The sequence below is a fragment of the Mycobacterium sp. ACS1612 genome, assembly GCF_001667505.1.
In the GTDB taxonomy this organism is placed as follows: domain Bacteria; phylum Actinomycetota; class Actinomycetes; order Mycobacteriales; family Mycobacteriaceae; genus Mycobacterium.
On record NZ_LZHZ01000045.1, the window covers coordinates 18,583 to 39,115 of the forward strand.

22 protein-coding genes and 1 pseudogene are annotated in these 20,533 nt (G+C 66.2%); 12 read left to right on the forward strand and 11 right to left on the reverse strand.

Annotated elements, in window-relative coordinates; translation table 11 throughout:
* Positions 1–52: 52 nt before the first annotated feature.
* Entirely contained in the window at positions 53–1,033 is a 981-nt protein-coding gene (locus A5724_RS18215) for an NAD-dependent epimerase/dehydratase family protein (RefSeq protein WP_067804903.1), read from the forward strand.
* Here the strand turns inward: A5724_RS18215 and A5724_RS34940 are convergent.
* From A5724_RS34940 to A5724_RS18230, 4 genes are all read right to left on the reverse strand, one after another.
* Entirely contained in the window at positions 1,030–1,164 is a 135-nt protein-coding gene (locus tag A5724_RS34940; protein ID WP_255397285.1) for a hypothetical protein, read from the reverse strand. The two genes, A5724_RS18215 and A5724_RS34940, sit on opposite strands and share 4 nt — an antisense overlap.
* Positions 1,161–2,105 (reverse strand): cation diffusion facilitator family transporter, encoded by a 945-nt coding sequence (locus tag A5724_RS18220; protein ID WP_067804905.1) that lies wholly within the window; start codon positions 2,103–2,105, stop codon positions 1,161–1,163. Before A5724_RS18220 ends, A5724_RS34940 begins: the two co-directional genes overlap by 4 nt.
* A 6-nt stretch (positions 2,106–2,111) precedes the next feature.
* Positions 2,112–2,462 (reverse strand): UBP-type zinc finger domain-containing protein, encoded by a 351-nt coding sequence (locus tag A5724_RS18225; RefSeq protein ID WP_067804907.1) that lies wholly within the window; start codon positions 2,460–2,462, stop codon positions 2,112–2,114.
* A 63-nt stretch (positions 2,463–2,525) separates the two neighbouring features.
* Positions 2,526–2,855 (reverse strand): nuclear transport factor 2 family protein, encoded by a 330-nt coding sequence (locus A5724_RS18230; RefSeq protein WP_067804910.1) that lies wholly within the window; start codon positions 2,853–2,855, stop codon positions 2,526–2,528.
* Positions 2,856–2,886: 31 nt separating this feature from the next.
* Between A5724_RS18230 and A5724_RS18235 the strand changes: the two genes are divergently transcribed.
* The 6 genes from A5724_RS18235 (at position 2,887) to A5724_RS18260 (ending at position 9,119) form a co-directional block, all read left to right on the forward strand.
* Complete coding sequence (locus A5724_RS18235; RefSeq protein WP_067804913.1) at positions 2,887–3,330, forward strand: SRPBCC family protein; 444 nt, start codon at positions 2,887–2,889, stop codon at positions 3,328–3,330.
* 85 nt (positions 3,331–3,415) lie between these two features.
* A complete protein-coding gene (locus tag A5724_RS18240) occupies positions 3,416–6,028 on the forward strand; it encodes a LuxR C-terminal-related transcriptional regulator (protein ID WP_067804916.1) in 2,613 nt (870 codons plus the stop codon).
* Between the two features lie 92 nt (positions 6,029–6,120).
* Positions 6,121–6,564: an SRPBCC family protein gene (locus tag A5724_RS18245; protein WP_067804918.1), complete on the forward strand. Its 444-nt coding sequence runs from the start codon at positions 6,121–6,123 to the stop codon at positions 6,562–6,564.
* 14 nt (positions 6,565–6,578) lie between these two features.
* On the forward strand, positions 6,579–7,655 hold the full coding sequence (locus tag A5724_RS18250; RefSeq protein WP_067804923.1) for a CaiB/BaiF CoA-transferase family protein: 1,077 nt from the start codon (positions 6,579–6,581) through the stop codon (positions 7,653–7,655).
* 59 nt (positions 7,656–7,714) lie between these two features.
* Entirely contained in the window at positions 7,715–8,158 is a 444-nt protein-coding gene (locus tag A5724_RS18255; RefSeq protein WP_067804926.1) for an SRPBCC family protein, read from the forward strand.
* Between the two features lie 43 nt (positions 8,159–8,201).
* A complete protein-coding gene (locus tag A5724_RS18260) occupies positions 8,202–9,119 on the forward strand; it encodes an LLM class F420-dependent oxidoreductase (protein WP_067804929.1) in 918 nt (305 codons plus the stop codon).
* A 3-nt stretch (positions 9,120–9,122) separates the two neighbouring features.
* Here the strand turns inward: A5724_RS18260 and A5724_RS18265 are convergent, their stop codons facing one another.
* From A5724_RS18265 to nthB, 4 genes are read right to left on the reverse strand one after another with little or no spacing between them, the layout of a single operon-like run.
* Positions 9,123–9,320, reverse strand: coding sequence for a CbtB domain-containing protein (locus tag A5724_RS18265; protein ID WP_067804933.1), 198 nt, complete (start codon positions 9,318–9,320; stop codon positions 9,123–9,125).
* A complete protein-coding gene (locus tag A5724_RS18270) occupies positions 9,313–9,603 on the reverse strand; it encodes a nitrile hydratase accessory protein (RefSeq protein WP_067804936.1) in 291 nt (96 codons plus the stop codon). The genes A5724_RS18265 and A5724_RS18270 overlap by 8 nt, the downstream gene beginning before the upstream one ends.
* Positions 9,600–10,220, reverse strand: a complete 621-nt coding sequence (gene nthA / locus A5724_RS18275; protein WP_067804939.1) for a nitrile hydratase subunit alpha — start codon at positions 10,218–10,220, stop codon at positions 9,600–9,602. Before nthA ends, A5724_RS18270 begins: the two co-directional genes overlap by 4 nt.
* Complete coding sequence (gene nthB / locus A5724_RS18280; RefSeq protein ID WP_067804941.1) at positions 10,220–10,954, reverse strand: nitrile hydratase subunit beta; 735 nt, start codon at positions 10,952–10,954, stop codon at positions 10,220–10,222. The genes nthA and nthB overlap by 1 nt, the downstream gene beginning before the upstream one ends.
* Before the next feature lie 139 nt (positions 10,955–11,093).
* Here nthB and A5724_RS18285 point away from each other — a divergent pair, with 139 nt between their 5' ends.
* Complete coding sequence (locus A5724_RS18285; RefSeq protein ID WP_067804944.1) at positions 11,094–12,026, forward strand: GlxA family transcriptional regulator; 933 nt, start codon at positions 11,094–11,096, stop codon at positions 12,024–12,026.
* Positions 12,027–12,028: 2 nt separating this feature from the next.
* Here A5724_RS18285 and A5724_RS18290 read toward each other — a convergent pair whose 3' ends face one another.
* Positions 12,029–13,198 carry a pyridoxal phosphate-dependent aminotransferase gene (locus A5724_RS18290; protein WP_067804946.1) on the reverse strand — a complete coding sequence of 390 codons (1,170 nt, stop codon included), beginning with the start codon at positions 13,196–13,198 and terminating at the stop codon, positions 12,029–12,031.
* 118 nt (positions 13,199–13,316) lie between these two features.
* Here A5724_RS18290 and A5724_RS18295 point away from each other — a divergent pair, with 118 nt between their 5' ends.
* Together A5724_RS18295 and A5724_RS18300 are read left to right on the forward strand one after the other, a co-directional pair.
* A complete protein-coding gene (locus A5724_RS18295) occupies positions 13,317–14,528 on the forward strand; it encodes an acetyl-CoA C-acetyltransferase (RefSeq protein ID WP_067804951.1) in 1,212 nt (403 codons plus the stop codon).
* Between the two features lie 4 nt (positions 14,529–14,532).
* Complete coding sequence (locus A5724_RS18300) at positions 14,533–16,689, forward strand: 3-hydroxyacyl-CoA dehydrogenase NAD-binding domain-containing protein (protein WP_067804954.1); 2,157 nt, start codon at positions 14,533–14,535, stop codon at positions 16,687–16,689.
* Between the two features lie 44 nt (positions 16,690–16,733).
* Here A5724_RS18300 and A5724_RS18305 read toward each other — a convergent pair whose 3' ends face one another.
* Positions 16,734–18,284: a triacylglycerol lipase gene (locus A5724_RS18305; RefSeq protein WP_232004888.1), complete on the reverse strand. Its 1,551-nt coding sequence runs from the start codon at positions 18,282–18,284 to the stop codon at positions 16,734–16,736.
* A gap of 196 nt (positions 18,285–18,480) precedes the next feature.
* Here A5724_RS18305 and A5724_RS34640 point away from each other — a divergent pair.
* Positions 18,481–18,798, forward strand: a pseudogene (locus A5724_RS34640) (hemerythrin domain-containing protein); the annotation flags it as partial.
* A 151-nt stretch (positions 18,799–18,949) separates the two neighbouring features.
* Positions 18,950–19,129: a hypothetical protein gene (locus A5724_RS34645; protein ID WP_232004893.1), complete on the forward strand. Its 180-nt coding sequence runs from the start codon at positions 18,950–18,952 to the stop codon at positions 19,127–19,129.
* Here A5724_RS34645 and A5724_RS18315 read toward each other — a convergent pair.
* Positions 19,115–20,497 carry a glycoside hydrolase family 27 protein gene (locus A5724_RS18315; RefSeq protein WP_232004889.1) on the reverse strand — a complete coding sequence of 461 codons (1,383 nt, stop codon included), beginning with the start codon at positions 20,495–20,497 and terminating at the stop codon, positions 19,115–19,117. The genes A5724_RS34645 and A5724_RS18315 overlap by 15 nt on opposite strands.
* Positions 20,498–20,533 lie beyond the last annotated feature (36 nt).

Here is a 20,533-nt window from a genome sequence, read left to right on the forward strand (position 1 = left end):
CCGTAGTCTCGGCGCTGTTTGTTCGGCCGGGCGGCGGGGAACGCCACCGGGTATGTCCCTCACAGTTGCCGTCACAGGTCCCACCGGTGACATCGGTATCTCGGCGGTCCAGGCGCTGGAAAACGACCCCGCAGTCGGTCGAATCGTCGGGATGGCGCGACGGCCGTTCGATCCGGCCGCTCACGGGTGGACCCGGACGCAATACCTGCAAGGCGACATCCTGGACCGCGAAGCCGTCGACGCGTTGGTCGCCGACGCCGACGTGGTGATCCATCTTGCGTTCATCATTCTGGGCTCGCGGGAGGAGAGCGCCCGCGTCAACCTGCAGGGCACCCGCAACGTCTTCGAGGCGACGGTGGCAGCGGCGCGGCCGCGCCGACTCGTGTACACATCGTCGGTGGCCGCCTACGGCTATCACGCCGACAATCCGGTGCCGATCACCGAGGATGTGCCGCCGCGAGGTTCCCCAGAGCACTATTACTCCGAACAGAAGGCTGCGTGTGAGGCGGCGCTGGCCGAGATCACCGGCGGCTCGTCGCTGGAGGTGTACGTGTTGCGGCCGTGCATCGTCGCCGGCCCGAAGGCGCCCGCGTTGGCTGAGGCGATGCCGTGGAACCAGCTGCCTGGCCCGGTGAAGCGCATCGCGCAGGCGCTCCCGGTACTCAAGCCGCCATTCCCCGATCCCGGCACGCCGCTGCAACTCGTTCACCACGACGACGTCGCTGCGGCAATCGCTTTGGCGGCAACGACTTCCGCCCCGCCCGGCGCCTACAACCTCGCCGGTGACGGGGTGCTGTCGATGTCCGACGTGGCCGAGGCGCTCGGTGCCAGGCCCATCCGGTTGCCCCGCGTCACCGCGTCCGCGGCGTCACAAGTCATCGCCCGCCTGCCGTTCGTGCCGTCGGCGCTGGAGTGGCTGCATGCGGGCCGCACGTCGGTGCTGATGGACACCACCAAGGCGAAGACCGTCTTGGGGTGGACGCCCAAATACACTGCCGCCGAGACGTTGTCGTTGCTGGGCGAGGCGATCTAGCGGTCGTCGGTGTCTTCGGCAGGCCCACTCGGTGTGGCGCCGCCTTCGTCGGACCAGTCGCTGCGTTCGCCCGCGCCTTTCGCCGGATCGCTTTCGACGTCGTCGTCGGTCTGTGGCTTCTTGCTGTTCACCGCTGGTGACTACCCGCGTCGTCGGGTTCGGAAACGGTCAGCACGGCGTCGACCACGTACGGGTCGTCCTCCAGTTCGCGCTCGAGGTGGCGCAGCCTGCGTGCCACCGACGACTCCGCGTCGTCGCCCGTGAGATCCACGCTGGCCACCAGGAAAAGCTGTTTGGGCCCAATGAATTCCAGCCGCAGGTACCGCACCTCGGCGACACCATCGAGTTGCCGCACCCGGGTGACCGCCGCATCTCTCAGGTCCGCCGACCCTGGCTCACCGGTCAGGAACCGGCGGTTGCGGTCGATCAGCAGCACAGCGACCACGCCGAGCAGCACGCCCACCAGGATCGACCCGATCGCGTCCCACGCGGCGACACCGGTCAACTCGTGCAGCGCGATCCCCGTCCCGGCGATGACCAGGCCCACCAACGCCGCAGCGTCTTCGGCGAACACCGCTCGGGTGGTCGGATCCGACGTTTCCAGCGCGTGCGTCAGCAGGTCGCGATGCAGGGTGTGAGCTTCCGCGCGCAGCTGCCTGACCGCTTGCGTAAACGAAATACTCTCCAGCACAAGGGAAACAGCTAATACGACGTAGGCAAGCGTGTAGTCTCGGCCGCCCGGGTCCTGGTCACTGGTGAGCTCGGTGATGCCGTGCCAGATCGACACCGACGCGCCGACGACGAACAGCCCGATCGCTGCGAGCAGCGACCACACGTACGCCTCGCGGCCATAACCAAGTGGGCGACGGTCGTCGGCCGGGCGGGCGCTGCGCCGATTGGCGATCAACAGAAACACCTCGTTGCCGGTGTCGGCCCACGAGTGTGCGGCTTCGGCGAGCATCGACGCGGATCCCGACACTGCCGCGGCCGCCGTCTTCGCGGCCGCAATCGCGAGGTTCGCACCGAACGCGACCAGAACCGTCAGTGCGCTTTCGCCACCGGCCTTGGCCACAAGTCCTCAGCCGCGCTGGCGCAGTTGTGCCACCCAGTCCTTGGGCACCCGCTCGGCGGGACCCGGCACCGCCTGGTCGGCCGGGTGGCTTTCGGGCGGCGCCAACTCCGGTCCGTCGTAGTACTCGTTTGCGTCGAAGTTCCAGAACCAGTCTTCGCCAGGTTCGTACGACCGGATGATCGGATGCCCGGTTTCCCGCCAGTGCGCGGAGGCATGCCGGGCCAGCGAGTCGTCGCAGCAGCCGATGTGACCACAGGCCGCGCATCGGCGTAGGTGAACCCACCAGCCGCCGACGGCGTCGCACTCGACGCATCCCGGGCCGCTCGGCGGAATTGACGGATCCACAGCGGTGCTCATGGGACAGGAGCCTACCGAGTGAACCCTTGCGCGCTCTTTCGTCGAATGTGCGTCGCCGGCGCCTCAGCGCGCCATCGTCGATTCCGGTGCGCTCCAGTCGGTCGACACGAAGCGGTGCCGGATCAACCAGTGGTCGTCGACTGGTACGAAAACGTCGCGATAGCGGCCGTAGTGGTCAAGGCCGATCTCGTGAGAACGGTGAAATAGCAAGCTACCCAGCAGGTCGACGATCGCGGCGCGTCCGCGGACGAGATTGCTGCCCCGCAGTTCGAGTTCGCCGTCTTCGCAGAACGTCTGCGCGAGTTCGTCGAGCCGCAGAGCGTCACCGGACCAGTTGTACCGGGCCAGCGTGTCCCTGATGCGTTCGCGGGCCACCAACTCCCAAAGCTGCATGGTCCAAACCGTAAACCGTTATGGTCGCGCCATGGCTACCAGCGATTCCCGTGAGGTTGTGATCGAGGCCAGTCCGGAGGAGATTCTCGACGTCATCGCCGACGTCGAATCGACACCGTCGTGGTCGCCGCAGTACCAGAGCGCCGAGATCTTGGAGGCCTACGACGACGGCAGGCCCAAGCGGGTGAAGATGAAGGTGAAATCCGCAGGCATCTCCGACGAACAGGTCGTGGAGTACACCTGGACTGACAACAAGGCCAGCTGGACCCTGATCTCGGCGGGCCAGCTGAAGGCCCAGGATGCCAGCTACACCCTGACCCCGGTCGGCGACGAGACGAAGGTCAAGTTCGACATCGCCATCGACCTGTCGGTGCCGCTGCCGGGCTTCGTGCTCAAGCGGGCGATGAAGGGCGCGATGGAAACCGCCACCGACGGGCTGCGCAAGCAGGTGCTGAAGGTCAAGGGCGCCAAGTAGTCTCCTAGGCAAAGTAGTTGGGGTCGCCGGCGCGAAGTCGACGTAAATACCGCGCGAGCGACATTGCGTCTTTTAACCTCCTTGCATGGGTTTGACGTGGCCGTTAATAGGCCGGTCGGACGAGATGGCAGTTATTCAGGACGTCATCTCCTGTCCGGCAACGTCAGGCCTCTATGTTTGCGGAGCGGCGGGGGTCGGCAAGAGCCGCGTCGTCCGCGAAGCGCTCGCCGCGGCGGCATCCGCGGGATGTGAGACCCGCTGGATGGTGGGCACCCCCTCGGCGCGGGGCATTCCACTCGGCGCGTTCGCAGCATGGGCGCCGTCGGGTGTCACCGACACCTTTCAGTTGTTGCGTGGGGTGATCGAGTCGCTGACCACCCAGGACTCGGCGCGGCAGGTCGTCCTGGGCGTCGACGATCTACATCTGCTCGACGATCTGTCGATCTTCGTCGTCCATCAGGTCGTCCAGCGGGGTGCGGCGAAGGTGATCCTCACCGTGAGAGATTGCGCACGCATGCCCACCGGGCTGCAGGAGTTGTGGGCGGCAGGCCAGTTCGACCGACTCGAGTTGAAGGCGTTGTCGTCCGACCAGATCGCCGAGTTGGTCTCCGCCGCGCTGGCCGGTCCGGTCGATCCGGACGCGGTTCAGCGGCTGTGGAAGTTGACCGGAGGCAATGTGCTCTACCTGCGCAACATCGTCGAGCAGGAGGTGGCCGACGGACGCATGGTCGAAGAGCGCGGCGCGTGGCGGTGGGTCGGTGACCCGATCATGCCGCCCGGACTGGTCGAGCTCATCGAAGCCAGAATCGGAGAACTGCCGGGGCCGGTCAGCGATGTCATCGACGTGCTGGCGCTGGGGGAGCCGATCGAACTCGAGGCGCTGATTCGGATCACGGACGCTTCGGCGGTGGAGGAGGCCGAGACTCGCGGCTTGATCACCATCGACCCCGCCGGTCGCAGCATCGAGGTGCGTATCGCGCATCCGCTCTACGGTGAAGTACGCCGCAAGCGTGCCCCGTACACCCGGCTGCGACGGCTGCGTGGACTGGTTGCCACCGAACTCGCCGCGGCGCCGGACCGCGACGAGATCAAGGCCGTCGTGCGTCGCGCGACGTTGAGTCTCGAGTCGGACCTACCGCCGGACGGCGATCTGTTGGTCAGGGCGGCGCACGGCGCCGTGCTGCTGGCGGACCTGCCACTTGCGCAACGACTCGCCGAGGCGGCTTATCGCGCCGGGGTCGGGCCGGAGGCCAATTTCGTTCGCGCATACGCGTTGTCGTGGCTCGGGCGGGGTGAGGAGGCCGAAGCCGTGCTCGCGGGTATGCGCGGCGACGACCTGAATGAACACGATCAGGCGAGGGTCGCGTTCGTCCGATCCAGCAACATGCTGTGGGCGCTGGCCGATCCGATCCGCGCCAAGGCGCTCATCGACGAGGCCGCGCGGGTCACTCATCCCGATGCGTGTGGCTACATTGACGCCTTCCTCACGCTCTACTGGTTCGCGATGGACGAGCCGGAGGCCGCGGTGCAGGCGTCTAAAAACCTTGCACTCGAGGCCATTCCACTCATCGGCGCTGAGGTCACGTGGGCGCTCACCCAGATCTACGCGGAAGCTGGGCGGGCATCCGAGGCATCGGCCCTGGCGGCCGCGCGACGCAGCATCGCAAGCCGTCCGCTGGAGGCCCCGCACGTGCGGCTCAACGTCGCAGATGCGGAAATCAGCGCACTGCAGCTGTCCGGACAGGTCACGAAGGCGCTCGAGGTGGCAACCATGGTCCGTCATGAAGCCGCCAATCTCCCCGGGATCGCACAGCTACTGGCCGATGCGGTGGCCGGCCGTGCGGCGCTGGGCGCAGGGAACCTGCACGAGGCATGCCTGCGCCTGGAGCGTGCGACGGCAGGCCTGTGCGGATCGCACCCGTTCGGCTGGGGCTACCGGTACCGCATCCCGTATGCGACCGCGGTCGCGATGCGCGGTTCGGCGTGCGAGGCGGCGACCACACTGGTCGCGCTCGATGCTGTCGAACGTCGATTCCGGTCTCTCGACCCTGAGCGCAGCCTGGCCCGTGCATGGGTGTCGGCCAGCCAGGGGGCGGTCAGCGAAGCGATCGGCGTTCTGCTGTCGGCAGCCGAACGATGCAGAGTGACAGGCCGGTTCGCCGACGAAGTGCTGTGTCTGCAGACAGCCACACAGTTCGGTGATCGCGGTAGTGCGCCGCGGTTGCGTCTACTCGAATCGATCGTCGAGGGGCCACGCGCCGGCCTTGCGGCGCGGTTCGCAGCCGCCCTTGGCGACGGCGATGCCGACCAGTTGTGCGTCGTTTCCGAGGAATTCGAGCGCATGGGTGACCTAGTCGCCGCCGTCGACGCCGCCGCCCTCGCCGCGTTGGCTTACCGTCGGCAGGGCAAACGTGGCACGGCCCTGGGCTGCTCCACGCGCGCAGATGCGCTGGCGCAGCGGAGCGGCGCATGCACCCCGGCGCTGCTGCAGGCCAGGGAGAGTCTGCCGTTGACCGACAGGGAAACAGAGATCGTGATGTTGATCGGTCAGGGTCTGTCGAACCGCGCGGTCGCCGAGCGGTTGACGTTGTCCGTGCGCACTGTCGAAAGCCACATCTACCGGGCGATGCTGAAGACCGGAACAACCAGTCGTGACGAACTCGGCGCCCTGTTGCCACATCACGATTCGGCTAAGTAGCCGCCGGTGCTCCCAGCGGATCCGCCAGGCATTCTGCTCCGCCGACTCCTCGCTGTCCGCTTCGATGGTCGCCGAATGGCTACGGTTTTCCAATGGCCGTCACCGAGACACGGGAGGTCGTCATCGAGGCGACACCCGACGAAATCATGGATGTGCTGTATGACCTCGAGTCGCTGACGAAGTGGTCGCCGGCGCACCAAAAGGTCGAAATCCTCGATCGCGACGAGGCGGGCCACCCCCGACGGTCCCGGCAGGTGGTCAAGATCGTCGGTGTCCGCGACGAGCAGGTGCTCGACTACACGGTGCATGACGACGGCGTGAGCTGGACGCTGGTGAGCTCCAAACAACAGCGTGCGCAGGCTGCCCGCTACACGCTGACCCCTGAGTGCGACGGCACCCGGGTTCGATTCGAGCTCACCGTCGATCTCCTCGTGCCGCTGCCCGGCTTCCTGATCAAGCGAGGCGCCAAGGGGTTGATGGACACCGCCACCGAAGGATTGCGAAAGCGGGTTTTCGAGGTGCGCGGGCGCGCCTGAGTTACGTTGCTTCGATGACCAACACCGGACCCCTGGCCGGGGTGAAGGTCCTCGAGCTCGGCGGCATCGGACCCGGCCCGCACGCCGCGATGGTGCTCGCCGACCTCGGCGCCGACGTGGTGCGGGTGCGCAGGCCGGGCGGCCTACAGATTCCCGCCGAAGAGTTGGACCTGCTGCATCGCGGTAAGCGCATCGTCGATCTCGACGTCAAGCGCGAGCCGGCCAAGCTGCTGGGCCTGGCGGCCAAGGCCGACGTGCTGCTCGACGGCTTCCGGCCAGGCACCTGCGAACGGTTGGGCATCGGACCCGACGACTGCGCGGCGGTCAACCCGCGGCTGATCTACGCCCGCATCACCGGCTGGGGGCAGCACGGACCGATGGCACAGGCCGCGGGCCACGACATCAACTACCTGTCGCAGACCGGGGCGCTGTCGGCGATCGGCTACCGCGACCGCCCGCCGGTCGCGCCGCTGAATCTGGTTGCCGACTTCGGCGGCGGGTCGATGTTCGTCCTGCTCGGCATCGTCGCGGCGCTCTACGAACGGGAACGGTCGGGTGAAGGCCAGGTGATCGACGCCGCTATGGTCGACGGGGTATCGATCCTGGCGCAGATGGCGTGGACCATGAAGTCGACCGGCTCTCTCAAGGACGAACGCGAATCGTTCATGCTCGACGGCGGCGCGCCGTTCTACCGCACCTACGAGACCGCCGACGGCAAGTACATGGCGGTCGGCGCGATCGAACCGCAGTTCTTTGCCCAATTGCTGACCGGCCTAGGTTTGTCGGCCGAGGACGTCAACCAACTCGACGCGGCGGCTTTCCCGGACGTCCACAAGTTGTTCGCGGAGAAGTTTGCAGGCAAGACGCGCAACGAGTGGACCGAGATCTTCGCGGGCACCGATGCATGCGTGACTCCGGTGCTCACCTGGCGTGAGGCAGCGCAGAACGAACACCTCAGGGCGCGCTCAACAATGGTTACTGTCAATGGTGTTGATCAGGCAGCGCCTGCCCCGCGGTTCTCCCGCACCTCGGCAGGCCCGGTCGGCTCACCACCCCAGTCGATCACGCCCCTCGACGAAATCGACTGGTGAGATAAATTAGCTACAAAACGGGCTGCGGTTCGTCAGCGAGTTAGCTAGACTCTGCGGGTATGGCTGTCCGGGCATCGAGAGAGGTCGTCTTCGAGGCGTCGCCTGAAGCGATTCTGGAGGCGCTCGCCGACATCGAGTCGGTGCCGGATTGGTCGCCGGTGCACAAGAAGGCCGAGGTGATCGACCGGCATCCCGACGGCAAGCCCCGTCACGTCAAGGCGACTTTCAAGATCATGGGCATCACCGAGAAGGAAGTGCTCGAGTACAACTGGGGCCCGCGTTGGATGGTGTGGGATGCGAAGGCGACGTTCAACCAGCGCGGCCAGCACGTCGAGTACAACCTGACACCCGAGGGCGACGACAGGACGAGGGTGCGCTTCGACATCATCCTCGACCTGGGCGCCCCCATTCCCGAGTTCCTGATCACGCGGGCCAAGAAGATCGTGCTCGACGTCGCGACCGAGAGCCTGCGGAAGCAGGTCATGGAGAAGTACGCGTCGTAGGTTCTCGGAATAGCGGATGCGGGGTCCGCGGTTGCCCGCAGGTATGCCGACAGGAATCGTGCTCTTCCCCAATCCGCAAGCCCCCAATCTCGTCGACGATGTGATCGGGCAGGCCGCCCGCGCATACGAGCTCGGCGTCCGGCAGATCTGGCTGGCCCAGCAGCTCGACCACGACGCGATATCGCTTGCGGGTTTGGTCGGCGCGGCGGTGCCGGGGCTCGGTGTCGGGACGTCGGTGGTGCCGATCAACCCGCGCCATCCGCTGATCATCGCGTCGCAGGCGCAGACGGCGCAGGCCGCATCGCACGGCAACTTCAGCCTCGGCCTCGGCCTGGGCGCGCACGAGCCGGAACGGCAGGCGTTCGGCGTGTCGTGGCCCAACACCATCACCCGCCTTCGCGAACACCTCACCGTGCTGAGGGCCATCTTCGACACCGGGACCGTCGACTTCACCGGTGCCGAGGTCAGCGCACATTCTGGTTGGCCGGTGCGCGTCGCGGGAGGCACACCGGTTCCCGTCTACGTCGCGGCGATGGGACCGAAAGCGCTGCAGGTGACAGGCGAATTAGCCGATGGCACATTGCCTTTCATCGCCGGCCCGCGTGCCATCGAGGAGTTCATCGAACCGACGATCGCAAAGGCGGCTGCCGACGCAGGTAGACCCAAACCAAAGGTGATCGCCTCGGTGCCGGTGCTGGTGTCCGACGACGTCGAATTCGCGAAGCGGGTGGCGGCGCAGGAGCTGGGGTTCTACGCGACGATCCCCTCGTATCAGAAGGTCATCGCCAGGGAACGGGTCGACAGTGTCGCCGACCTCGCCGTGGTGGGCCCCGCGCAATCGGTGGCGCGTCAGCTCAAGCGCTACCTGGACGCCGGGGCCACCGACGTCGTGCTCAGCGCGATCGACCGCACCGACCCGGCGCAGGCCGAAGAACTCTGGGCGGTCGCCGCCTCGCTCTGAGCGCTAGTGGCAGGGGAACCCCAGCAGGTGACGGGCGTCGTGCATGAACTCGTGAATCGCGGTGTTGGAGCCGAAGATCGACGATGCGCCCTGGTCGAGGCCGACGAAGTACAGAGTCAGCAACGCCAGCAGCACGGTGACACTCAGCCACCCGGCGCCTGCCAGCGTGATCGACCGGCTCTTGGCGACTGTTTCACTCATGTCCGTCTCCGTTCAGTTTCGGCGGCGCGGTCAGCAGCCGGTGGTCGTCGATCACCTTCTCGAGTGCGGCGACCCAGTGGTCGTAGTACTGCCAGTCGCCGCGCCCGTCGGCCGGTGCACTCTCCCATTCACCGATCGCCTCGATCAGACTCTGCTGGAATTCACTCCACTGGTAATGGCCGAATTCGGACAGCGCCAACGCCAACCCGAACGCCCGCCGCTGCCATTCGTGCTCGAACTGCGGTGCGGCCTGATCGGTTGTGCAGGTGTCGTGCAGCCTCACGACGCCTGCCCTGCCAACGCGACCCCCATCATGGATTCCGTCGTCACCAGATCCATCAGCATCTCGTCAGTGAAATCCTCGGTGCCGCAGGGCCGTTCGGGGATCACGAACCAGCGGGAGTGTCCGCTGCTGTCCCAGACCTTGATTTCGGTGTCGTCGGGCAGGTGCAGACCGACCTCGGCGAGCACCTTGCGCGGTTCGCGCGCGGCCCTGGCCCGGAACACCGGATCCTTGTACCAGTACGGTGGCAACCCCAGCACCGGCCACGGAAAGCACGAGCACAGCGTGCAGATGATCAAATTGTGTACGCCGGGGGAGTTGGCGACGGCCTGCAGGTGTTCACCCTCCGCGCCCGCCATGCCCTCGGGTAGGTCGAGTTCGGCGATCGCGGCGGGCGTGTCGGTGACCACCCTGGCCGCGAAGTCGGGATCGGTCCACGCCTTGACGACGATCCGCTTACCGTTCAGCGGCGTCATCTCCGATTCGAAATAGGCCAGCACCTTGTCGACCGTTTGCGGATTGATCACCCCCTTGGAGATCAAAAGTGATTCCAGCGCTTCGACTTTCGCCGCGCTGGACGCTTCCCGGTCGTCGGGATACTGAAACTGGCCGCTCATCACATACCTTCCAGGTAGGCCTCGAACAACTCGGCGTAGAACATTTGCGGGCCGGCCTCGGCACGCACACCGAACAACTCGGACGGGTCGAACGCGACGATGTAGACGGGCATCGGGGTGCCGATGCCGTCGCCGGTCTCCACGAAATAGGCGTAGTCGCCCTCGAAGATGCGCTCGACGATGCCGGTCCTACCGCGTAGGTGGCCCGGCAGTCGGGTGTGCTCGGCGGCGGGCACGTTGGTGATCCGGACCTTGTCGCCGACGGCGAACTTGGGGTGCGCCACATCCCGGCGAGGGGAGTCGCCCTTGCGCAGGTAGCGCGTCACCTGATCATCGATCGCAGGCTGGGGATCGGGGAGACCGGGAGCCTGTCCTGACGCCAATTCGGTTTGCCGCGAGGTCAGTTCGTCATCGGTCAGGTAGCCCTTGTCGATTAAGAACTGGGTGATGCCACCCAACCACTTCTCGTAGTACCGGTACTTGAAGTAGTCGAACGGGTCCATCGCCTCGGCGCCGGTGCGCAAGTGGGCCCATGTCCAGGTCTCCGCGAACGTCGTCGGCACCTGATCGATCGGATATTTCGGCAGCGCGGCACTCAGGTGCTTGGACAGGCCCATCATCGCGACATGGATGCCGAAGATGCGCTTCTCCCAATCCTCGACGAACACCCGCCTCTCGAGGTTCCTCAGTTCGGGTAGCCCTTCCAGGCCACCGAGATAGTGCTGCAACTTCATCCGGCCGGATTCCTTTCACGCGGGCGATGAAATCAGGCTCCGGCGACGTTGTTACGAACGTGTTACACCGTGTTTTCCATCCGCGACGAACTAGGACGCCGGATACGCAAATCCGGACATCACCCAAGGCGGTGCGCTGATGCCTGCGGCGTCCAAACAGGTTGCGGTGCTGGTGTATGACGGCGTGCGCACGCTGGATGTGACCGGTCCGTTGGAGGTTTTCGACGTTGCCCGATCATTGCGCTGCCGCTACGACGTCCAGCTGTACGCCGTAACGGGTGACACGGCGGTGCGTTGCTCGTCGGGTATGACCCTGGGAGCTGCACCGCTCTCCGCGCTTCCATCCGCCGTGGACACCCTGGTGGTGCCCGGCGGTGAATGCCTGGTGGCGCCTGGCCCCGACCCTCGTCTGGTGGCGGCCATCCGCCGCCACGCGCCGACCGCGCGGCGCATGGCGTCGATCTGCGCCGGTTCGTTCGCACTCGCGGCGGCGGGGTTGCTCGACGGTGTGCGCACCACGACGCACTGGCGCCTTCTCGACGTCTTCGCCCGTCGACATCCAGAGGCGGTGCTGGAATCCGAATCGGTGTACGTCCGTGACGGTGAGATCTGGAGCTCGGCCGGCGTGGCGGCGGGCATCGACCTGACGCTCGCAATGGTGGCCGACGATCATGGGGCGGCGATCGCGCACGAAATCGGCAAAGACATGGTGGTTTTCAGCAGGCGTCTGGAGGGGCATCCGCAGCTGTCGGTGTCCGCACGAACCCCGCGGCCCAGCCATCCCCGCCTGGAGCACCTGCTGCAGACCATCAACGCCGACCCCGCCGCCAAATACACGCTCGACAAGGTCGCGGCCGATATCGGGGTGAGCGCGCGGCACCTGACCCGGCTGTTCAGGTCGCAGGTGGGCTGCACGTTGCGGGAGTACGTGGTGGCGGTGCGGATGGAGGGCGCGGTCGGACTGGTGCTCGCCGGTGAGTCGTTCCACGCCGCAGCGCGTCGGTGCGGATTGCGCGACGGTTCGCAGTTGCGTGAGCTGTTGGCTTCGCCGCCACCGCCGTTCGGGCGGTGACGCTACCCGCGCAGCACCGACAGTCGCCGGATGGCCTCGTCGAGCGTCTCGTCCCGCTTACAAAAGGCGAAGCGCACCAAATGATTCCACGCTGCGGCGTGGTCGGCGGCCGGATCGCAGAACGCGGACATCGGGATTGCCGCCACGCCTGCGCGTTCAGGCAGTTGCGCACAGAATTCGGTGCTGTCGTGATAGCCGAGCGGCCGCGGATCCGCGCACAGGAAGTAGGTGCCGAAGCTGTCGTGCACCTCGAAACCGAGTTCCGCCAAGGCCGATCCGAGCTTGTCGCGCTTGGCCTGTAGCGAGTCCCGCAGCGCCGCCACCCAGGTTTCCTCGGTGTTGAGCGCATGCGCGACGGCGGGCTGAAACGGCGCACCGCCGACGTAGGACAGGTATTGCTTGGCCGCGCGCACGCCCGCAATCAAATCCGCTGCGCCGCAAGCCCATCCGATCTTCCACCCGGTGCAGTTGAACATCTTCGCCGCGCTGGAGATGGTGATGGTACGGGCCGCCATACCCGGATAGTTGGCGAGCGGCAGGTGACGGTGACCGTCGAAGACCAGATGCTCGTAGACCTCGTCGGTGATCACCAGCAGGTCGGCGTCGACCGCGAGCTTGGCCAGCGCCCGAAGTTCGTCATCGGTGGCCACCATGCCCGTCGGGTTGTGCGGCGAGTTGACAATCAACGCTTTCGTCTTCGGCGTCACCGCGTTCCGGAGTCCGTCGACGTCGATCCGGAAGCCCCGGCCGTCCTGCACCAGTGGGATCGCCCGGCGCTCGCACCCTGCCATCGCGATGACGGGGGAGTAGGAGTCGTAGAACGGTTCGATCAACAACACCTCGGAGCCGGGTTCGACGAGGCCGAGCACCGCCGCCGCGATGGCCTCCGTCGCACCGACGGTGACAAGCACCTCGGTGTCGGGGTCGTATTCGGTGCCGAAGTGGCGGCTGCGTTGCGCGGCGATCGCCTCCCGCAGCGGCGCGATGCCGACGCCGGGCGGGTATTGGTTGACGCCCTCGGCGATGGCGTTTTCGGCGATCTTGAGCATCGCGGGAGGGCCGTCCTCGTCGGGAAAACCCTGGCCGAGGTTGATCGCGCCGATGCGGGCGGCGAGCGCCGACATCTCGGCGAAGATCGTGACCGCATAGGGCTGCAGCCGAGAGACTGTCATGGTCGCCGAGCCTAGGCGAACAGAGATACACAGCAGGAGTGGCGAGTGGACGAGCGGTAGCTCCGCTGCTGAGCAGCCTCCCAACCACCCGGTTGGGTGGGGCTGTTAGGCTCGCCGTATGTCTGAAGAAGCCTTCATCTACGAGGCCATTCGTACGCCTCGCGGCAAGCAGCGCAATGGCTCACTGAACGAGGTCAAGCCCCTGAACCTGGTCGTCGGCTTGGTCGACGAACTCCGTCGGCGCTACCCCGATCTGGACGAGACCCTGATCAGCGACATGATCCTCGGTGTCGTCTCCCCCGTCGGCGACCAGGGCGGCGACATCGCCCGCACCGCCGTGCTCGCGGCGGGTCTGCCAGAGACCACCGGCGGCGTCCAGCTGAACCGGTTCTGCGCGTCTGGCCTCGAGGCCGTCAACACCGCTGCGCAGAAGGTGCGGTCCGGCTGGGACGACTTGGTGCTGGCCGGTGGCGTCGAGTCGATGAGCCGGGTGCCGATGGGCTCCGATGGCGGCGCATGGGCGACCGACCCGGAGACCAACTACCAGATCGGCTTCGTGCCGCAGGGCATCGGCGCCGACCTGATCGCCACCATCGAGGGCTTCTCCCGTGAGGACGTCGACCGCTATGCGCTGCGCAGCCAGGAGAAGGCGGCCGCGGCATGGTCGGGCGGCTACTTCGCCAAGTCGGTCGTGCCGGTGCGCGACCAGAACGGTCTGGTCATCCTCGACCACGACGAGCACATGCGCCCCGACACCACGCTCGAAGGCCTCGGCAGGCTGAAGACCGCCTTCGACGGCATCGGTGAGATGGGCGGCTTCGACGACGTGGCGCTGCAGAAGTACCACTACGTCGAGAAGATCAACCACGTCCACACCGGCGGCAACAGCTCGGGCATCGTGGACGGCGCCGCTCTCGTCCTCGTCGGCAGCGAAAAAGCAGGCGCCTCACAGGGATTGACCCCACGAGCGCGCATCGTGGCCACCGCCACCAGCGGTGCCGATCCGGTGATCATGCTGACCGGTCCTACGCCGGCCACCCGCAAGGTGCTCGATCGCGCCGGGCTGACGATCGACGACATCGACCTGTTCGAGCTGAACGAGGCGTTCGCGTCGGTGGTGCTGAAGTTCCAGAAGGACCTGAACATCCCCGACGAGAAGCTCAACGTCAACGGTGGCGCCATCGCGATGGGCCACCCGCTCGGCGCCACCGGCGCCATGATCACCGGCACCATGGTCGACGAGCTCGAGCGTCGCAACGCCCGTCGCGCGTTGATCACGCTGTGCATCGGCGGCGGCATGGGCGTGGCCACCATCATCGAAAGGGTGTAAGACCGTGGCAGAGAACACCATCAAGTGGGACAAGGATGCTGACGGCATCGTCACCCTGACACTCGACGACCCCACCGGCTCGGCGAACGTGATGAACGAGCACTACAGCGAGTCCATGCACAACGCTGTGGAACGGCTTGCCGCCGAGAGGGATTCGATCACCGGCGTCGTGATCACGAGCGCGAAGAAGACCTTCTTCGCCGGTGGTGACCTCAAGGGCATGATCAACCTCGGGCCGGAGAACGCTGGCGAGGCGTTCGACACCGTCGAGGCCGTAAAGCGTGACCTCCGCGCGCTGGAGACGCTGGGCAAGCCGGTCGTCGCCGCCATCAACGGTGCCGCGCTCGGCGGCGGCCTTGAGATCGCGCTGGCCTGCCACCACCGCATCGCCGCCGACGTCAAGGGCAGCGTGCTGGGCCTGCCCGAGGTGACCCTGGGCCTGCTGCCCGGCGGTGGCGGCGTCACCCGCACCGTGCGGATGTTCGGCATCCAGAACGCGTTCATGAACATCCTGAGCCAGGGCACCCGCTTCAAGCCCGCCAAGGCCAAGGAGATCGGTCTGGTCGACGAACTCGTCGACTCCGTCGAGGAATTGGTACCCGCCGCCAAGGCCTGGATCAAGGCCAACCCGGATGCGCACACTCAGCCGTGGGATGCCAAGGGCTACAAGATGCCCGGTGGCACACCGAGCAGCCCGGCGCTGGCCGGCATCCTGCCGTCGTTCCCCGCGCTGCTGAAGAAGCAACTCAAGGGCGCGCCGATGCCCGCACCGCGGGCCATCCTGGACGCGGCCGTCGAGGGTGCGCAGGTGGACTTCGACACCGCCAGCCGCATCGAGAGCCGCTACTTCACCCAGTTGGTCACCGGCCAGGTCGCCAAGAACATGATCCAGGCGTTCTTCTTCGACCTCCAGTACATCAACGGCGGCGGGTCGCGGCCCGACGGCATCGAACCGGTCAAGATCAACAAGATCGGTGTGCTGGGCGCGGGCATGATGGGTGCGGGCATCGCCTACGTCTCGGCGAAGGCCGGTTACGACGTCGTACTCAAGGACGTCAGCCTCGAAGCCGCGCAGAAGGGCAAGGGCTACTCCGAGAAGCTCGAAGCCAAGGCCCTTGAGCGGGGCAAGACCACGCAGGAGCGCTCCGACGCACTGCTGGCGCGTATCACGCCGACCGGCGACGCGGCCGACCTCAAGGGTGTCGACTTCGTCATCGAGGCGGTGTTCGAGGACCAGGACCTCAAGCACAAGGTGTTTCAGGAGATCGAGGACATCGTCGAGCCCAACGCGCTGTTGGGATCGAACACCTCGACCCTGCCGATCACCGGCCTGGCGACCGGCGTGAAGCGCCAGGAGGACTTCATCGGTATCCACTTCTTCAGCCCCGTCGACAAGATGCCGCTGGTCGAGATCATCAAGGGCGAGAAGACTTCTGACGAGGCGCTGGCCCGGGTGTTCGACTACACGCTGGCCATCGGCAAGACGCCGATCGTCGTCAACGACAGCCGCGGCTTCTTCACCAGCCGCGTCATCGGCACCTTCGTCAACGAGGCACTGGCGATGCTGGGCGAGGGTGTCGAGCCGGCGTCCATCGAGCACGCCGGTTCGCAGGCCGGCTATCCGGCCCCGCCGCTGCAGCTGTCCGACGAGCTCAACCTGGAACTGATGCACAAGATCGCCGTCGCCACCCGCAAGGGGGTCGAGGCCACGGGCCAGACCTACGAGCCGCACCCGGCCGAGGCGGTAGTCGAGAAGATGATCGAAATCGGTCGTCCGTCGCGGTTGAAGGGTGCAGGCTTCTATGAGTACGTGGACGGCAAGCGCACCGGTCTGTGGCCTGGCCTGCGCGAGACGTTCAAGTCCGGCAGCGCTGCAACGTCTCAAATCCCGCTGCAGGACATGATCGATCGGATGTTGTTCGCCGAGGCGCTGGAGACGCAGAAGTGCCTCGACGAGGGCGTGCTCACGTCGACCGCCGACGCGAACATCGGCTCGATCATGGGCATCGGCTTCCCGCCGTACACCGGTGGCTCGGCGCAGTTCATCGTCGGATACCAGGGCCCGGCGGGTACCGGTAAGGACGCCTTCGTCGCCCGCGCCAAGGAACTGGCGGCACGCTACGGCGACCGCTTCACCCCGCCGGATTCTCTGACCAGTTAGCGGTCCGTACGCGAAAGCCCCCGAACAACTTTCGGGGGCTTTTGCTATGCGACCAGTTCGTCGTTGTGCGCCAGTGGATTCGCCGCGGCGTTGGCTGCCAACGCGTCGAGCACCACGAACCACACCTGAGGGCTCAACACCACGCCGAGATGCCCGGCGGGCAGTCCCGGATAGAGGTCCTGCAGAACGACGTTCGTGACGTTGTCGCCTTGTAGCAACTGCTGGGTGTACGGGGTGACGATCTCGTCGTTCTTGGAAATGATGTTGGTGTACAGGACGCCGGGGCGGGTGTCGCCGTTGCCGTACACCTCCTGTTGGAACGGGTTGCCCATCGACTGCTGCTCCAGCGCGGGGCCCAACGCGTTCGCGAGCCCGATGAGCAGCGGCCCGATGATCGGCAGCGCCTGCAGGCCGATGAGGCCGGAGGCGTCTGTGCCGTGGTTGCTCGGTGCGATGCCGATGACCTGTGACACCTTGTCGGCGCCGCCCAGGTTGTTGATGTAGTAGGCAGGCAGGATCCCGCCGCCCTGCGAATGCCCGATCAGGATCACCTTCGGAGCCTGGGTTTCCTCGAGGACCTTGTTCACTTCGGCGGCTAGTTGTTTCGCGGATTCCCGGATGTTGTCGGTGGCTTGAATCGGGTAGTTCGGGTCATCACCGACGTTGCCGTAGTTGAACGTGTAGACCTTGTAACCGGCGTTGGCCAGGACGGGTGCCCCGACGCTCCAGTTGACGCCCTGCGTGGTCGTCGTGCCGTTGAGCAGAATGATCGGCAGCGGATGCGCAGCAGTGAGCTTGATCGACGGATCGTTCGCACCGGGCGGCGGCTGCCGCGGAGTGAAGAACGCGAGCCCGTTGAGGATCCCGTATGTGACCGGGAACGGCTCGGTGCCCGTGGCGCCCGACGGTGCGCCGATCAGCGTCCTGCCCACCGCCGCAGCGGAATTCGCCACCGCCGACGCCAGCGCATACGGCGCTCCGAAGAAGCTGTGTGGGCCGAAGATGTTCGCGACGGTGTCGGCGGCGGTGTAGACGACTGACACCGCGACCACGCCGACGTCGGACACCAGCCCGACGACCTCTCGTGGCTGCGGAAGCCTGACGGACGGCGCGCTGGTTTGCGGACTCGAAACCGAGGGGGCGGGCTCGGCGAGCTTCAACTGCGCCCGCGGCGCGGAAGTGATCGCGGCGTCGCCCACCGGCTTGTCAGGTGTCGCGGACTTCGTCGATGTGACGGTCAGGCTCGGTCGGCGAGGCTTGTGGCGGACCTGGGTTGATGACGGATCGTCCTGCTTCGACGCCGCCTCCGCCTTTTCGTCAGGGGCGGTGCTCTTGTCGGCTGGCTTGACCGATCCGGCCGATTCGGTGGTGTCGTCGGCTTTCGTCTCGTGCTTCTTGGCAGCACGCTTCGGCTTTGGCTTCGGCCGCTCGGGCTTCGACGGTTTTGCCTCGCTCGCCGCGCCCTCCGAACTCGACGACGTCCCCGACGTTGACGGGGTGTCGGCATGGGCGATGCCGGTGGACGCCAACGTCACCCAGGTGGTCAGCAGGAACGCGGCCAGCAGAATCTGAAGCAACAGACGTTTGGTAGACAACCCCAGACCTCCCGACAGACAGGCATGCAATGTATCCAGCCGACGGTCCGCGCGTGCCCCTTTTGGCAATGCTCGTTGTCGTTTGACGAATCGCGTCTTCCCTTGATGAAGAATCCGACCCGCTCCGGCGTTAAGCCGAACAATGGACGACGACGGCGAATGCTTGGATGGTCGCGAAATGGCCATGGTGCACAGGATGTTTCGCAGAGAGTTCGGTCTCGCCGGCGGTGTGGTGCGTCGCGTTGCCAACGGCGACACCGCACGCGCCGAGGCGGTGGCCGGGCATCTGCGGTTCATCGGGGCGGTCCTGCATCACCATCATTCGGGCGAGGACATCCACGTGTGGCCACTCCTGGAGCAGCGAGCACCCGCGCAGCTGTCGTCGCACGTACAGCGCGTGACCGAACAGCATCGGCAGATCGATGCGCTTCATGCGGAGGTCGACGCGGAACTGCCGATCTGGGGTGCTTCGGCGACTGCTGCCGCCGGTGTGAAGTTGGCCGCCGCGGTGGATCGACTCGCCACTTCGCTCGTTGAGCACATGGATTACGAGGAGTCCTACATCGTCCCCCTCATGGAGACGCATATCGGCTTGGCCGAGTGGAACGACATCGTAAAAATGATGGGCTGGCCTGGATCCCGACCACAGGCTGCTCGTCCTCGGCATGAGCATGTACGAGGCCGACCCGGACCTCATCGAGCGCACCATCGGAAACATGCCTGTGGAGATGCGCGCCGGTCTGCGCTGCAGCGCGGCCCTCGCGTATGCCGAACACGCGCAACTGATCCACGGCACCGTCACCCCGCCCCGCAGTGCGGAGATCGCGGGTTCAGTGACAGGTTGACCAGACCCGCAGCATCGCCACGTCGTGTGGTGCCACGGTGCGCCTGATCTCGCCGGTGGTCGTCGTTTCGGTGTGGCTCCACAGGTCGCGCACCGTGAAACAGTCACCGACCAAACCGGCCGCGGCGGTGCTGGTGGCGATGTCGGCAGGTTTGTCGTCGGAGTTGAACAACGCGACCGCCATGGCGCCACCGGAGAGGGGTTTCACCAGCACCCGGTGGTCGTGCGGAAACGTGGTCGCCTCCGCGACCAATGGATCCTGGTCGACCGCGATGACGTCGCGGTTGGTCAACATATCGCGCGTCTGGTCGTCCATCGTCCGAACGTCGTTGCCTGCCAGCAGGGGCGCGGCGAGCATCGCCCACAGCGAAAAGTGGGCCCGCTGTTCAGATGCGGTCAGGCCCGGTTGGCCGTTGGCGCGCCACGCCACATCGGCGTCGGACAGAGCGAGCTTCATCCGGAGCTTTTCCAGACGCTCCGGTGTCAGCTGGTCCTGCGCCACGATGACCCGGCTGAAGTCCAGATGATTGACGAAGAAGTCGCGCCACGACAGACCGACGACCAGCATGTCGGGGTCGTTGAAGAACCCAGGGCGGCCCCGCGAAGCCGTCGGCAATGAGGCAAGGAACTCGTCGGGCACACCGAGGTACGAGCCGGTGAGGAACGAATCAGAGCTGTCCATCGGCGGCAAGGTGCTGCGCCAGACCGGCACCAGATCGGCGGTGTTCCGGGTCATGTCGGCGATGCCCGACCAGTCGTATTCGGTGCCAGCGTGGTGGTTGTTGGAGCTGTTCGGGTTGATGCTGTAAAAGATGCGACGACCCGTGGCGCGCAACGCGTTTCGCATCGTGGTGAAGAGCTTGACCTGGTTGGCGTGGTCGGCGTTGCTGTGGCACCAGTCGTACTTCAGGTAGTCGACGCCCCATCCCGCGAACGTCCGCGCGTCGGTGTCCTCGTGCCCGGCGCTGGCCGTGCGGGGATCTTGGCCGCAGGTCTCGTCGTACGGACTGGCGTACAGGCCGAGCAGCATGCCGCGGTCGTGCACGTAGCGGGCCAACGCCGCGATGCCGTGCGGAAACGTCTTCGGATCGGCCCGCAATCTGCCGTCGGACCCGCGGGTCGGGGCCGCCCAGCCCGCGTCCAGATTCACGTATCGGTAGCCGGCGTCGCGCATGCCGGAGGACACCATTGCGTCGACGGTGGCCTTCACGGTTTCCTCGGTCAGCGGTATGCCGGAATTCCACGAGTTCCAGCCCATCGGCGGCGTAAGACGTTGCGGCGCGCCGGTGTCGGTGGCGGTCGCACATCCGGCGACGTAGGCACCGGCCAGAATCAGCGCCGCGACGATCGAGCACAGCCGTAGGCTCACCTGCCGAGGATCGCCGACCCGGTTGTACGGGCGCTG